The organism is Ruegeria sp. HKCCA5491 (genome assembly GCF_013034565.1).
Classification (GTDB): Bacteria; Pseudomonadota; Alphaproteobacteria; order Rhodobacterales; family Rhodobacteraceae; genus Ruegeria.
Genome location: NZ_WQGG01000012.1, coordinates 72,476 through 87,423, shown reverse-complemented (window position 1 = coordinate 87,423; position 14,948 = coordinate 72,476). Strand labels below are relative to the sequence as shown.

General features: G+C 57.8%; 13 protein-coding genes. 7 read left to right on the top strand and 6 right to left on the bottom strand.

Translation table 11 applies throughout. From position 1 onward, the window contains the following. Window positions 1-95: 95 nt before the first annotated feature. The 5 genes from fdhF to ychF all read right to left on the bottom strand — a co-directional run bounded on the left by fdhF (window position 96) and on the right by ychF (window position 7,314). Window positions 96-2,879 (bottom strand): formate dehydrogenase subunit alpha, encoded by a 2,784-nt coding sequence (gene fdhF / locus GOV88_RS16145; protein WP_171241073.1) that lies wholly within the window; start codon window positions 2,877-2,879, stop codon window positions 96-98. A 14-nt stretch (window positions 2,880-2,893) separates the two neighbouring features. Further along, on the bottom strand, window positions 2,894-4,597 hold the full coding sequence (locus tag GOV88_RS16140) for an NAD(P)H-dependent oxidoreductase subunit E (RefSeq protein ID WP_171241072.1): 1,704 nt from the start codon (window positions 4,595-4,597) through the stop codon (window positions 2,894-2,896). 85 nt (window positions 4,598-4,682) lie between these two features. Continuing rightward, a complete protein-coding gene (locus GOV88_RS16135) occupies window positions 4,683-5,564 on the bottom strand; it encodes a LysR family transcriptional regulator (protein ID WP_171241071.1) in 882 nt (293 codons plus the stop codon). 151 nt (window positions 5,565-5,715) lie between these two features. Then, window positions 5,716-6,150 carry an ester cyclase gene (locus GOV88_RS16130; RefSeq protein ID WP_171241070.1) on the bottom strand — a complete coding sequence of 145 codons (435 nt, stop codon included), beginning with the start codon at window positions 6,148-6,150 and terminating at the stop codon, window positions 5,716-5,718. 66 nt (window positions 6,151-6,216) lie between these two features. Beyond that, window positions 6,217-7,314, bottom strand: coding sequence for a redox-regulated ATPase YchF (gene ychF, locus GOV88_RS16125; RefSeq protein ID WP_171121792.1), 1,098 nt, complete (start codon window positions 7,312-7,314; stop codon window positions 6,217-6,219). A 197-nt stretch (window positions 7,315-7,511) separates the two neighbouring features. Here ychF and GOV88_RS16120 point away from each other — a divergent pair, with 197 nt between their 5' ends. From GOV88_RS16120 to GOV88_RS16090, 7 genes are all read left to right on the top strand, one after another. Continuing rightward, a complete protein-coding gene (locus GOV88_RS16120) occupies window positions 7,512-7,997 on the top strand; it encodes an acyloxyacyl hydrolase (protein WP_171121791.1) in 486 nt (161 codons plus the stop codon). A gap of 78 nt (window positions 7,998-8,075) precedes the next feature. Beyond that, the gene (gene trpA / locus GOV88_RS16115; RefSeq protein ID WP_171241069.1) at window positions 8,076-8,867 is read left to right on the top strand and encodes a tryptophan synthase subunit alpha; all 792 of its coding nucleotides are present in this window, start codon (window positions 8,076-8,078) and stop codon (window positions 8,865-8,867) included. A gap of 162 nt (window positions 8,868-9,029) precedes the next feature. Beyond that, a complete protein-coding gene (locus GOV88_RS16110; RefSeq protein WP_171241068.1) occupies window positions 9,030-10,196 on the top strand; it encodes an alpha-hydroxy acid oxidase in 1,167 nt (388 codons plus the stop codon). 247 nt (window positions 10,197-10,443) lie between these two features. Further along, window positions 10,444-11,103 (top strand): 50S ribosomal protein L25/general stress protein Ctc, encoded by a 660-nt coding sequence (locus tag GOV88_RS16105; protein WP_171121788.1) that lies wholly within the window; start codon window positions 10,444-10,446, stop codon window positions 11,101-11,103. Window positions 11,104-11,242: 139 nt separating this feature from the next. After that, window positions 11,243-11,935 carry an aminoacyl-tRNA hydrolase gene (gene pth / locus GOV88_RS16100; RefSeq protein WP_171125781.1) on the top strand — a complete coding sequence of 231 codons (693 nt, stop codon included), beginning with the start codon at window positions 11,243-11,245 and terminating at the stop codon, window positions 11,933-11,935. 82 nt (window positions 11,936-12,017) lie between these two features. Next, window positions 12,018-13,181: a serine hydrolase gene (locus GOV88_RS16095; RefSeq protein ID WP_171241067.1), complete on the top strand. Its 1,164-nt coding sequence runs from the start codon at window positions 12,018-12,020 to the stop codon at window positions 13,179-13,181. Between the two features lie 9 nt (window positions 13,182-13,190). Further along, window positions 13,191-13,565, top strand: coding sequence for a DUF2237 family protein (locus GOV88_RS16090; protein ID WP_171121785.1), 375 nt, complete (start codon window positions 13,191-13,193; stop codon window positions 13,563-13,565). Between the two features lie 96 nt (window positions 13,566-13,661). On the opposite strand, the gene trpB is transcribed toward GOV88_RS16090, so the two are convergent. Next, a complete protein-coding gene (gene trpB / locus GOV88_RS16085; protein WP_171241066.1) occupies window positions 13,662-14,909 on the bottom strand; it encodes a tryptophan synthase subunit beta in 1,248 nt (415 codons plus the stop codon). Window positions 14,910-14,948 lie beyond the last annotated feature (39 nt).

Genomic DNA, 14,948 nt, shown 5'->3' with positions numbered 1-14,948 from the left:
GAAACCCTCCATCACCCCAAGCGGTGATAGGTTTGGCCGCATCTAACCTTCTGTCAAGGAAAGAAAAAGGCGGCCACTGGGACCCCCTTTTCTACCTATTCCGCCGCGATGGCGTCTTCGATTTTCTCAACCCGAATGGCCGAGAACTTGAACTCGGGGATTTTGCCAAAGGGATCGATGGCCGAGTTGGTCAGAATATTTGCCGCCGCCTCGACATAGGCAAAGGGGATGAACACCATGTCCTCGGCGATTGCGCGGTCGGCACGCACCATGATCTCGATCGTCCCGCGACGCGTTGTCAGGCGGATGGTCTCGCCCGGTTCGATCTCCATCAGCTTGAGCGTGCGCGGGTTCATCGAACAGTTTGCTTCGGGTTCCACGGCGTCCAGAACCGTAGCGCGTCGCGTCATCGACCCGGTGTGCCAATGTTCCAACTGGCGACCCGTGGTGGCGATCATCGGATATTCCTCATCCGGGGCTTCATCGGGCGGGATGACGCTGGCCGGGGTGAATTTCGCCTTGCCATCCGAACGTGGGAAACCGTCGCCGAACACGATGGACTGGCCCGGATCGGTTTCAGACAGCGACGGGTAGGTGATCGTCTCGGTCTCGAGCCGGTCCCAGGTGATGTTGTCCAGCGAGGCCATCGTCAGTTTCATCTCGGCAAAGACCTGCGACACATCGGTGTAATCCCAGTTCAGCCCGATGCGCTGCGCCAGTTCGACAGTGATCTTCCAATCCTCACGCGCCTCCCCCGGAGGGGTCACGGCGGGACGCACCCGCTGTACCTGACGGTTGGTATTCGACACCGTGCCGTTCTTTTCATAGAGCGCCGAGGCAGGCAGGATGATGTCAGCATAATTCGCCGTTTCGGTCAGGAAGATATCCTGCACGATCATCAGGTCCAGCTTGGCCAGCGCGTCGCGGGCATGATTCACATCAGGGTCGGACATGGCCGGGTTTTCGCCCATGATATACATGCCTTTGATGTTGCCGGCATAGGCTTGATCAATGATCTCGGTGACAGTCAGCCCCTTCTCGTTCGAGAAATCGTCCGAGTTCCAAACGTCGTTGAACTTGGCGCGGACGCCATCGTCAGTCACGCTCTGGTAGTCCGGCAGGAACATCGGGATCAGACCCGCGTCCGAGGCCCCCTGCACATTGTTCTGACCCCGCAGCGGGTGCAGACCAGCGCCGGGTTTACCGACATTGCCCGTCATCAGCGCAAGGCTGATCAGGCAACGCGAATTGTCGGTGCCGTGGATGTGCTGGCTGACGCCCATCCCCCAGAAGATCAGACCAGCCTTGGCCTGCGCAAAGGTGCGCGCGACACGGCGCAACTGATCCGGTTCGATGCCACAGATCGGCGACATCGCCTCGGGCGTGAAGGCGCGCAGATGCTCTTTCTCGGCCTCCCAGTTCTCGGTCCAGCGGTGGACGTATTGGCTGTCATAGAGCTCTTCCTCGACGATCACATTCATGATCGCGTTCAGCATCGAAACATCGGCCCCCGGGCGGAACTGCAGCATCTCATCTGCGAACTTCCGCATCCCAACGCCGCGCGGGTCCATCACGATCAGCTTGCCGCCCCGTTTGGTGAACTGCTTGAAATAGGTCGCGGCGACGGGGTGGTTTTCGATCGGGTTGGCCCCAATGATGATTGCCACATCCGCGTTTTCGATCTCGTTGAAGGTAGCGGTCACCGCGCCCGATCCCACGTTCTCGATCAGAGCGGACACCGACGACGCGTGGCATAGACGGGTGCAGTGGTCAACATTGTTGTGCTTGAAGCCCTGACGGATGAACTTCTGGAATAGGTAGGCTTCTTCGTTGGTGCATTTGGCCGAGCCAAAACCCGCAACGCTGCGCGGATCTTCGTCGCGCAGAGCCACCAGTTTGGAGGCCGCAAGCTCCATCGCCTCGTCCCAGGTCGCTTCGCGGAAATGGGTCGACAGGTCCGACGGATCGACATTCAGCCCCTTCTCAGGCGCACCCTCACGCCGGATCAGCGGCTTGGTCAGGCGGTGCGGGTGGTGGATATAGTCGAAACCAAACCGGCCTTTGACACACAAACGGCCTTCGTTGGCGGGGCCGTTGATGCCCTCGACATATTTGACCTTACCGTCCTTGACCTTCAGCGAGACCTTGCAGCCCACACCGCAGAACGGGCAGACGCTTTCTGTCTCAGAGTCGTAGTCTTTGCTGTCACCTTTCTGCTGATCGTCAAGCACGGTAGCGGGCATCAGCGCACCAGTCGGGCAAGCCTGCACGCATTCGCCGCAGGCCACACAGGTCGAATCGCCCATCGGGTCGTTCTGGTCGAACACCACCTGCGCCGTATGACCACGACCGGCCATGCCGATCACGTCATTCACCTGCACTTCACGGCAGGCCCGGACGCAGAGGTTGCAGTTGATGCAGGCGTCCAGATTGACGCGCATCGCAATGTGGCTGTCATCCAGCAGAGGGATCTTTTCGGCCTCTTTTGCGGGGAAACGGCTTCCCGAGACATCGTTCAGCTTGGCCATGTCCCAGAAATGGCTGGAGGCGTCGTGCGCTTCTTCGGGCTGGTCCGCGACCAGCAGTTCCATAACCATTGCGCGAGATTTCTCGGCGCGGTCGCTGTCAGTCTTCACGACCATCCCATCCGCTGCAGGACGGATGCACGAAGCGACCAGAGTGCGCTCGCCTTCCACCTCGACCATACAGGCGCGGCAGTTACCGTCGGGTTTGTAGCCCGGCTGCGGCTTGTGGCACAGGTGAGGGATGGTGAACCCCTGCCCCTTGGCGGCTTCCCAGATGGTCCAGCCCTCGGGCACGGTGACATCTTCGCCGTTCAGGTTGAAGGTGACGGTCTTGGTTGGGCTTGCGTCTAGCATGGCTCTGTCTCCCCTCAGATTTCGTCAGCGAAATGTTTCATGACGAGGCGGATCGGGTTCGGAGCAGCCTGCCCCAGACCACAGATCGAGGCATCGCCCATGACCTGGCACAGATCTTCCAGCAGATCGGTGTCCCACTTGTCGGCCTGCATCAACTTGACCGCCTTTTCGCAGCCCGCGCGACATGGCGTGCACTGGCCACAGCTTTCATCCTCGAAGAAGCGCAGCATGTTCAACGCCGCGTCGCGGGCAGTGTCCCGATCGGACAGGACCACCACGGCGGCGGAGCCGATAAAGGTGCCATGAGGCTGCAATGTGTCAAAGTCCAGCGGAATGTCATCCATCGACGCAGGCAGCAGACCCGAGGATGGGCCGCCCGGCTGATACGCCTTAAAGGTCTGGCCTTCTACCATACCCCCGGCAGCTTCGATCACGTCCAGAATGGTCGATCCGGCAGGCAGCAGGTAAACACCCGGCTTCGCCACACGGCCTGAGACCGAATAGCTGCGCAGCCCCCTGCGGCCATTCTTTTCGGTGCTGTTGAGGCATTCCGGCCCCTCGCGGCAAACCTTTGTGACCCAGTGCAAAGTCTCGACATTGTGCACCAAGGTCGGGCGGTTAAAGACCCCAACCTGCGCCACGAACGGAGGACGGTGACGCGGCAAGCCCTTTTTACCCTCGATCGATTCAATCATCGCGGATTCTTCACCGCAGATATACGCGCCAGCGCCCCGGCGCAGGTCGATATAACCGGGCGCGACAATCCCGCCAGTTTCCAGCGCGGCGATCTCGCGGCGCAGAATCTCCAGCACCGCAGGGTATTCGTCGCGCATGTAGATAAAACAGGTCTCGGCCTCAACCGCCCAGGCCGCGATCAGCATGCCCTCAAGGAAGACATGCGGCGTGCGTTCAAGATAATAGCGATCCTTGAACGTGCCCGGTTCGCCTTCGTCCCCGTTCACCGCCAGATAGCGAGGGCCTTCGTTCATGCGAACAAAGCCCCATTTCTTGCCCGACGGGAAGCCCGCACCACCCAGACCACGCAGGCCCGAGGACAGGACGTCCTCCTGCACCTTCTCCCAATCGCCGCCCTCGCGCAGCTCTTTCAGCTTGGCGTAACCGCCTTCTGCCTCATAGGCCGAGAAGGTTTCGTAGTCAGGCAGATGCGCATGGGTGTCACCCGCTGCAATCGCGGCCTGCACCTTTTCGGGGGTCGCGTGATCGATGTGGTTGTGACCGATCTCAAGCACCGGAGCGGTGTCACAGCGGCCCATGCACGGCGCGCGGACAACGCGCACTTCAGCGGGGTCCAGCCCGTCTTCCAAAGCCTTTTGCAACTGCTGGGCACCGGCCATTTCGCAGGACAGGGAATCACAGACGCGGATCGTCAGCGCGGGCGGAGGGGTGTCGCCTACTTTCACCACGTCGAAATGGGCATAGAAGGTCGCGGTCTCATAGATTTCAGCCTGACCGATGCGCATTTCGACCGCCAACGCGGCCATGTGATCGGCGCTGATATGGCCGTGCGCGTCCTGAATCAAATGCAGGAATTCGATCAGCAGATCGCGGCGGCGCGGGCGGTCGCCCAGCAGGCGCGTGATCTCGGCCTGTGCCTCATCCGTGAACTGACGGCCTTTGGGCGTATGCCGCCCCTTTCCTTTACCTGACTTCCAGACGCCCTTGGGTGCGCCTGATGGCTTGGTGTCTAATGGTGCCATGATGCCCTCCGATTAAGGCCCCGTGTCTCATCAGACTAGCATATCGTCAAATCGCATATTTTAATCGCACGATAACGACAGATTATCACCGCAATGAGGCGACCACCGTCCTCAGCGCCTCGACCGTCGGCAGTTCTGGATCACGGCTGAGGGTTGCCAGACAGATCGGTTTGCTGACCACTGGATCGACCAGAGGCAGCACCTTCGTCCCCTTCAGATCACCCAAAGCCCGCACCAACACGCGGGGAACAACCGTTGCTGCCAGCCCTTCGCGCGCCATGACCATCGAGGCGGTGAAACCACTGGTTTCAGCCACCACATGCGGGTGCAGGCCCTGTTCGGCAAAAATGCGATCCAGAATGCGCCGGTTCTGCATCTGCGGCTCAAGTAGGCTCAGGGGAAACTCGGCCACCTGCGCCCATGCGATCGGGCCGGAATCCTCGGTCATATGCGCTGGGACCAGCAGTACATAGGTTTCTTCGTACAAGGGCTGTACCTGTTGCAGGTCGGTGCCAATACTGTCGCCATATGTGATGCCCGCATCCAGACTGCCTTCGTCCAGACGATGCTGAATGGCGGTCGCCGACATGGTTTCGATCCGCGACAGGATGCGCGGATGGGCCTGCTGCAAGCGTTTGACCAGGCGTCCAGTAAAGGCAATCGCGGTCGGAATCACGCCCAGGATCAGCGTCCCCGTAATCTCACCCTTGGATGCCTGCACCTGCTGTTCCAGCGCCTTGGTTTCATCCAGAATACGCCGCGCGCGCTGGACAATCATTTCGCCTTCTTCCGTCAGCCCCTGAAACCGATTGGCCCGCCGAACGATCGAGACACCCAGCCGATCCTCAAGATTGCGGATACGCATCGAGAATGCAGGTTGAGAAATCCCGCATTCCTCGGCGGCTTTGGCAAAGTGTTGATGCCGCGCCAAGGCGCTGAGGAGTTGCAGGTCGCGGATTTCTATCATTTGGGAACATCTCGGGTCACGGGCCAACCTGATATCACAGAACGATTTGCAGGAATAAGCGCAACTTTGAATATCCTTGCTGGTAACTTGACTGATTGTCCAAAACCCAGTTCCAAACGCAGTTTTCAGCCGCAAGTGACTGCGCCCAGACCTATCCGTTCAGATTGATTTCCAACTGCTGCCTAAGAGAAACTTCATCCTGAAGCCCCCAGAACTCTGACAGCTTCCCGTCCTTGACTTTATAGATACTGATAATCTTGAACTCGACCTCGCTCCCGGTCGCAGGAACGCCCAACCAGTCGTCGGAATGAGTTCCCCTCAGCGTCTTATAGGCAACAACCTTTTCACCCTCAGCGATCAGCGCTTCGACCGAGGCATGTAAATCAGGGAAGGCCCTTAAGAAGCTTGCATATCCTTGCTTCAAGCCTTCGATACCCCCGACAAAGGCACCACCACCACTTGCCGTGTGGTCGATGAAATCCTCGGCGAACACCTCGCATATGGCATCAAGCGAATGGCCGTTCTGTATGTCGTCTATGTACCTTTGAACTACGGCTTTGTTGGCTTCGACTGTTTCGTTACCCATCGGAATAGAACCAAGTTTGGAAAACTCAGATTCAGATAGCACATTTACTGAAACGATTGCACTTCTTCACGTATTGAACAGGAAATGCATCACGTCACCGTCCTTGACGATGTAGCCCTTGCCCTCTGCTCGCATCTTGCCAGCCTCTTTCGCGCCCTGCTCGCCATTGGCGGCGATGTAATCGTCATAGGCGATGGTCTCGGCACGGATGAAGCCTTTTTCAAAGTCACCATGGATCACGCCAGCGGCCTGCGGGGCGGCGGTGCCAGTGCGGATGGTCCAGGCGCGGGCCTCTTTCGGGCCGACGGTGAAATAGGTTTCCAGGTGCAGCAAGTCGTAACCGGCGCGGATCAGACGATCCAGGCCCGGCTCTTCCAGCCCCATTTCCTCAAGGAACATCTGGGCTTCGTCGTCTTCCAACAGGCTTATTTCTTCTTCGATCTTGGCGCTGATGATGACGTGGGAATTGCCCTGCGCGGCGGCCATTTCAGCAACCTTGGCGGAGTATTCGTTGCCCTCGGCCGCTTCTTCCTCAGACACGTTGCAAACATAGAGCACCGGCTTGGTGGTCAGCAGTTGCAGCATCTTCCACGCCTTGGCGTCTTCGTCCGAGACCTCGACCAGACGCGCGGGTTTACCGTTTTCCAGCATCGCCTGCGCCTCGGCCAGCAGGCGATCTTGCTGTGCCGCCTCTTTGTCGTTGCCCTTCAACTTGCGCACCAGGTTGGCGCGGCGCTTTTCGATGCTTTCCAGATCGGCCAGCATCAGCTCGGTCTCGATCGTATCGGCATCGGCCACCGGGTCGACGCGGCCATCCACATGGGTCACATCGCCGTCTTCGAAACAGCGCAGCACATGGGCAATCGCGTCGGTCTCGCGGATATTGGCCAGAAACTGGTTGCCCAGCCCCTCACCTTTCGAGGCGCCTTTGACCAGACCGGCGATGTCCACGAAGGTCATTCGCGTGGGGATGATTTGTTTCGAGGACGCAATCGCCGCCAGCTTGTCCAAACGCTCATCAGGCACGGCCACGTCGCCCACATTCGGCTCGATGGTGCAGAACGGGAAATTCGCCGCCTGCGCCGCGGCAGTCTTGGTCAGCGCGTTGAACAGGGTCGACTTGCCAACATTCGGCAGACCCACGATTCCCATTTTAAAGCCCATCTCGGCCTCCTGAAGCGATACGACGGCGTCTTCTATTCAGGTAAGGGCAAATGCGCAACCCAACCGCTCAACTTGGTTCGAGTCCGGACTGCAACATCACAACCCTGTCAAAGTGCGTGTCTTGATCGCGACTTGATTTTGTTGACCAAACGTAATCATTGTCGGACTTATCGCGAACAGATTGACGAAGATGCATTATGAAATTCCTTCTTATTTTCACTGCTTTCTTACTTTCAGCGGCTACAGCACACGCTCAATCGGTAATCTTCGGAGCAGGCTACGCTGATTTTTCCGATAGCAATGGCGAGGATCAGGCCATCTTTTCGCTGGAATACCAGCACAATCCGTTTCACCAGGCCACCCGGTTCAGTGCGGGCTGGGGGGCAGCACTGACGGTTGATGTCGATGGCGACACGCATATCGGTGCGGGTTTGATCGGCGTCTACTCATTCTCGGACCGCTGGTTCGCCGAACTCAGCGTCCTGCCCGGCTATTACAACGCATCTAATGACAACAACGACTTGGGCGGCAGCTTCCAAATTCGCAGCCTTCTGGGTGTTGGTTACAATTTGGACAGCGGCAACGCTATTTCTCTGGCCGTAACGCACAAGTCCAATGCCAGCACCGAAAGCTTCAACCCCGGTGTGAATGCCCTGTTCCTGCGATATCACTACGGGTTCTAAGCCAATCTGGCCCGGCGGGATTGATTTCCGCGCAAAGTTTCTGCACATCAGGTTCAAACCTGTTTGCAAGGACTGCTGATGACCCGTATCGACGCCAAGTTTGCCGCTCTGAAGGCCGAAAACAAGAAAGCCTTTGTCGCCTATATCATGGCCGGAGACCCTGATTTCGATACTTCGCTCGAAATCGTGAAGGGGCTGCCGGGCGCAGGTGTCGATGTGATCGAACTTGGCCTGCCATTCACCGATCCCATGGCCGATGGCCCGACGATTCAGGCCGCCGGACAGCGTTCCCTGGACGGTGGTATGACCTTGCAAAGAACTCTGGATCTGGCGCGCGCCTTCCGCGAGACGGATGATACGACCCCCATCGTGCTGATGGGGTACTACAACCCGATCTACAGCCGAGGGGTCGACACGTTTTTGGCCGATGCCAAGGTTGCGGGTATTGACGGGCTGATCGTCGTAGACCTTCCCCCTGAAGAAGACGAAGAGCTCTGCCTGCCTGCGCAGGCGGCGGGTTTGAACTTTATCCGTCTTGCAACCCCGACTACCGACGACAAGCGCCTGCCCCGCGTTCTGCAAAATACGTCGGGCTTTGTATACTACGTCTCGATCACGGGGATCACAGGCGCCGCCGAAGCGCAAGCAACGAATGTCGGCCCCGAGGTCGCCCGGATTAAGGCAGCAACGGATCTGCCTGTCATTGTCGGCTTTGGAATCAATACACCCGAAAAATCCCGCGCGATCGCTTCTGTGGCAGACGGCGCGGTGGTTGGGTCCGCGATCGTTAGCCAGATCGCCTCGGGCAAACCGGTTTCCGACGTACTGAGCTTTGTAAAAACGCTGGCCGACGGGGCCCATTCGGCCTGAAAACACTGACAAACCCTAAGATAAGATCAACCGCGGCTGGCCTATACCACCCGCGGTTTTTTTGCGTTCCTTCGGCGCGGCAACGGACCGCAGACATGCGACGTTGCGGCGCCCCCTAATAATTGGTAAGAAAAAAGAACCAATTCAAAAGGCCAAAGCCAAATGCCAGTCATCACAAACATAGAAGACCTTAAACGGATCTACGAACGGCGCGTCCCGCGGATGTTTTTCGACTACGCCGAAAGCGGAAGCTGGACAGAACAAACGTTCCGCGAAAACAGTTCGGATTTCGAAGATATCCGCCTGCGCCAACGCGTCGCCGTGGACATGGCCGGGCGCTCGACCGCATCACAAATGATTGGTCAAGACGTTGCGATGCCGGTTGCATTGGCCCCCGTCGGATTGACCGGGATGCAACACGCCGACGGAGAGATGAAGGCTGCCAAAGCCGCCGAAGAATTCGGCGTTCCCTTCACGCTGTCCACCATGTCAATCAACTCGATCGAAGATGTGGCCGAACACACGACAAAACCATTCTGGTTCCAGCTCTATACAATGAAAGATCAGGACTACGTCGGACGCCTGATCCAACGCGCAAAAGACGCGAACTGCTCGGCCCTTGTTATCACTCTGGACCTGCAAATTCTTGGCCAACGGCACAAGGACCTGAAAAACGGCCTGTCTGCCCCGCCAAAACTGACTGCAAAAACCGTCGCCAATCTAATGACCAAATGGGCGTGGGGCATTGAAATGCTGGGCGCGCATCGGCGGGAATTCGGCAATATCGTTGGCCACGCCGAAGGGGTGTCGGATGCTTCCTCACTCGGCGCTTGGACAGCGGAACAGTTTGACCCCAGCCTTGACTGGAAAAAAGTCGAAAAGCTGATGGAGCAATGGGGCGGCAAAGTGATCCTTAAGGGCATACTGGACGCCGAGGATGCAAAGATGGCAGCCAAGTTGGGGGCCGACGCCATCGTCGTGTCAAATCACGGTGGACGCCAGTTAGACGGGGCGCTCAGTTCAATCCGCGTTTTGCCCGAAATCATTGATGCGGTCGGTGGAGATGTCGAGGTTCACCTGGACAGCGGCATTCGCTCGGGCCAAGACGTGCTCAAAGCATTGGCTCTGGGTGCAAAGGGCACCTATATCGGCCGCGCCTTTGTCTATGGACTGGGCGCAATGGGACAAAAAGGCGTCACGACAGCACTGGATGTCATTCACAAAGAGCTTGATACCACGATGGCGCTGTGCGGTGAGCGCCACGTTGGCGACTTGGGCCGCCACAACCTTTTGGTCCCCGAGGATTTCGGCGGTCGCTGGCAAGGCTGACCATCGGGTTTAGGGGGGCTCTGCCCCCGCCGCCCTTTAGGCGACTCCCCCGGGATATTATTAGCCAGATGAAGCAGGAATCCTTCATTCATCTGGCCTTAGATATCCCGGAGCGCGAGGCAGAGCCTCGCAATAAACCTGATCCCGCAAAAAGCCCTTTCCAATTGCAGTGAATCAAGCTATGGACGCGGCTTCACGCGGGCATACAGCCTTGGAGGATGCCCGCCCTAACATTGGAGAATATATCATGGCTGGTGAGATTCCTGATCTCGTAGCTCTGGAACGGACGGGGACAGGCAAGGGCGCCGCTCGTCAAGCACGCCGCGACGGCATGGTTCCGGGCATTGTATTTGGTGGCGACAAAGAACCGCTGCCGATCAACATCCCGTTCAACGTTTTGTTCAAGCGCCTGAAAGCGGGCCGGTTCAAGTCGACCCTGTGGAACCTGAAGGTTGAAGGACACGAAGACGTGCGCGTCATCTGCCGCGACGTACAGCGTGACGTTGTCAAAGACCTGCCCACCCATCTGGACCTGATGCGCCTGCGTCGGACCACCAAGATCGCGCTGTTCATCCCCGTTGAGTTCGTCAACGAAGAAGAAGCGCCCGGCATCAAGAAGGGCGGCGTTCTGACCGTTGTCCGTCCTGAAGTCGAACTGATGTGCACCGCTGGTGAAATTCCCGAGAAGATCACTGTTGATCTGACCGGTCTGAACATCAACGACGTTGTCACCATCTCGTCGGTTGACCTGCCTGCAGGCACCAAGCCAACCATCGACCGTGACTTCGTGATCGCCAACATCTCGGCACCGACTGGCCTGTCGGCAAGCGACGACGAAGAAGGTGAAGAGGGCGAAGTGGCACCTGATGAGGTCGAAGTCGTCGGCAAGGAAGAAGCCGAAGAATAAATCCGGACACGACGTTCCAGATTTTCCGGACGGGGCCCTTGGGTCCCGTCTTTTCTTTTGGTCTGAACGGGCTGGAAAACTGCCCCTGATCCATGCCATCTACCAATTGAAGATCGGTGCGCAAAGTAAGGACGTGGGAATGAAGCTGTTTGTCGGCTTGGGTAATCCAGGATCAAAATATGCCCGAAACCGGCATAATATTGGCTTTATGGCTGTCGACAGGATCGCGGATGATCACGGGTTCGGGCCGTGGAAATCAAAGTTCCAAGCCGAAATTGCCGAAGGGCGGCTGGGCGGTGAAAAGGTTCTTGTGATTAAACCACAGACTTTCATGAACCGTTCGGGCCAGTCCGTTGGCGAGGCGATGCGCTTTTACAAGCTCGACTCGACCGACGTGACCGTTTTCCATGATGAGCTGGACCTTGCGCCAGGCAAAGTTCGGGTCAAAGCAGGTGGAGGGCATGCTGGCCATAATGGGCTGCGCTCGATCCACGAACATATCAGCCCGGCTTATGACCGGGTGCGACTGGGGATCGGTCATCCCGGGCGCAAGGAAATGGTCTCACCTTATGTTTTGGGTGACTTCGCCAAGGCCGACAGCGACTGGTTGGATGACGTCCTGCGTGGTGTGTCCGACGGTGCTGGACATCTGGCTGACGGAGAGGGCGGCAAGTTCATGAACGCTGTCGCCTTGCGCACAGCCCCACCACGGTCTTCAAAGTCCCCCTCTGAGCCTGCCAAGCCGACTGCAAAGCCGATTTCACAACCAGATTCACAGCCGACACGCGACGACCGATCGGCCATGCAACGGCTGTTGGACAAATTCAAATAGACACACTGACATTGCCGCAACGTACCATTTGCGGATCCCACCCAATCGCGTTCCAATACCACCCGAATATGGGAGGAAATGGATGAGAACCTTTTTGAAATGGGTGCTGCGCATCGTTTTGATGCTAGTGCTGGCCGCGGCTGTTGTTGGCTTCTGGAAACGCGAAGAAATCCAACGCCTTATGGCCGTCAACTCCTTGTTCGCTGAGGACAAGATCGTCCACAATTTCTCTCATATGGACGAAGCCTTTCTAAAGGTGGACTTGCCACGTGGGGACGGCCCAACTTGGGAGCTGCCTTACGGGCCGGGCTTCGATTTGCCCGAAGGCACCGACGGCTGGATCGAGGACCGCACCGTAACATCTTTGCTAGTGATGCAGGATGGGCAGATCCGGTTCGAGGAATATTATTTGGACACCGGGCCGGATGATCGGCGCATTTCGTGGTCGGTCGCTAAAAGCTATCTCTCTTCCCTGTTGGGTATCCTTCTGGCCGAAGGTGCGATCGACTCGCTTGATGACCCGGTCACAAAATACGCACCGGACTTGGAAGGCTCGGCCTATGACGGTGCCACGATACGCAATGTGTTGAACATGGCCAGCGGCGTGACGTTCAACGAGGACTATCTGGATTACGATTCCGACATTAACCGGATGGGCCGGGTGCTTGCGCTGGGTGGCGAGCTGGACGACTTTGCAGCCTCGCTTCAGGACAGCTTCACCACACCCGGGGAAACCTGGCAGTATGTCTCGATTGATACGCATGTCATCGGAATGGTGATCCGTGGCGCCACCGGACGCAGCGTTGCTGAATTGCTGACGGTTCGGATCTTGCAACCGCTCGGGCTGGAGCAGGATGGCTATTACGTGACGGACGGCGCTGGGGTCGCGTTCGTGTTGGGTGGGTTGAATTTCACCACCCGCGACTTTGCCCGATTTGGGCAGGTTGTTTTGCAGAATGGGTCACATAATGGTCAGCAACTTATCCCTGCCGAATGGATCGCCGAAGCGGTCGCGCCCAGCGCACCGACTGAGGCAGGGAAAATCGGATATGGCTATCAATGGTGGATTCCGGTCGGCGCGCATGAGGGAGAGTTTCTGGCGCGTGGTGTTTACGGCCAATATATCTATTTCGACCAAGCCCGCGATGTTCTGATCGTTTCAACCGGGGCAGACCGCAACTTTCGCGAGGCGGGCGTGAACGAAGAAAATATCGAAATGTTCCGCAAAATTGCGCAAAGCCTGTAAGATGGCGTCATGCAGAAGCAGGACAGCATAAATGTGCTGGGGGGTGTTCTGGCTCCCTGCTCGCGCGATCCCCTGACCGGTTTTTTCCGGGACGGGGCGTGCAACACCTGCCCCGAGGATCAGGGCAGCCACACTGTTTGCGCAGTCATGACGGCCGAGTTTCTCGCGTATTCGAAATATGTTGGAAACGACCTGAGCACGCCACGCCCCGAGTTCGACTTTGCGGGTCTCAAACCGGGCGATAGCTGGTGCCTGTGCGCCGGGCGGTTCCTCCAAGCCTATGACGAAGGTTGCGCGCCCATGGTGCATCTTGAAGCAACACATCAAAGGGCGTTGGACGTTGTGCCGCTACGCGTCTTACAGGAGAAGGCGGCACTAGACTAACGGGTCAGGCAAGGATCTCCCGCCCCACCTATACGAGCTCCGGATTCAAAAACGGCGCTGCCAAATGGCGCGCCGTTTCTTAGTCGAACTAAAAGGTTAATCTGCCGTGCGTCCTTCGGTATCCGACATATCGAAATTCAGATACTTGGCCACGGTCTGTACATCCTTGTCGCCGCGTCCGCACATGTTCATGCAGATCAGGTGATCTTTGGGTAGTTCCGGCGCAATCTTCATCACATGGGCAAGCGCGTGGCTGGGTTCAAGCGCCGGAATAATCCCTTCGGTCGCGCAGCACAGTTGGAACGCTTCCAACGCCTCTTTATCGGTGATAGAGACATAGTTGGCGCGGCCAATGTCATTCAACCACGAATGTTCCGGCCCAATACCGGGGTAATCCAATCCAGCCGAAATCGAATAGCCCTCAAGAATCTGCCCGTCTTCATCCTGCAGCAGATAGGTGCGGTTGCCATGCAGCACGCCGGGGCGACCGCCGGTCAGCGACGCGCAATGTTCCATTTTTTCATTGACGCCTTTACCACCAGCCTCAACACCAATGATGTTGACGGATTTGTCGTCAAGGAACGGATAGAACAGCCCCATCGCGTTCGATCCACCGCCGATGGCGGCGATGATCGTGTCGGGCAAACGACCCTCAGCCTTGTGCATCTGCTCTTTGGCTTCCTTGCCGATGATCGACTGGAAATCTCGCACCATCGCCGGATACGGGTGCGGCCCGGCCACGGTGCCGATGCAATAGAACGTGTCTCGCACATTGGTCACCCAGTCGCGCAGCGCGTCATTCATCGCGTCCTTCAGGGTGCCGCGGCCCGAGGTCACCGGAATCACCTCGGCGCCCAGCAGGCGCATACGGAACACGTTTGGCGCCTGACGCTGTACGTCATGCGCGCCCATATAGACCACGCATTTCAGGCCGAATTTGGCGCAGACAGTGGCGGTGGCGACGCCGTGCTGCCCTGCCCCGGTTTCGGCGATGATCCGGGTCTTGCCCATGCGCCGCGCCAGAATGATCTGACCCAGCACGTTGTTGATCTTATGCGCGCCAGTATGGTTCAGCTCATCACGTTTCAGGTAAATCTTGGCTCCGCCCAGATGCTGCGTCAGACGTTCCGCGAAATACAGCGGCGAGGGTCGACCCACATAGTTGGCCCACAAATCGTCCATCTCGGCCCAGAAGGTCGGATCATCCTTGGCCTTCTCATATTCCTCTTCCAGCGACAGGATCAGAGGCATCAGCGTCTCGCTGACAAATCGCCCTCCGAATATGCCGAAACGTCCCTGTTCGTCGGGGCCGGACATAAAGGAATTGAAAAGATCGTTGGCCATGGCTGTCTCCATCGTCGTACCCGTTGTTCATAGGAGGTA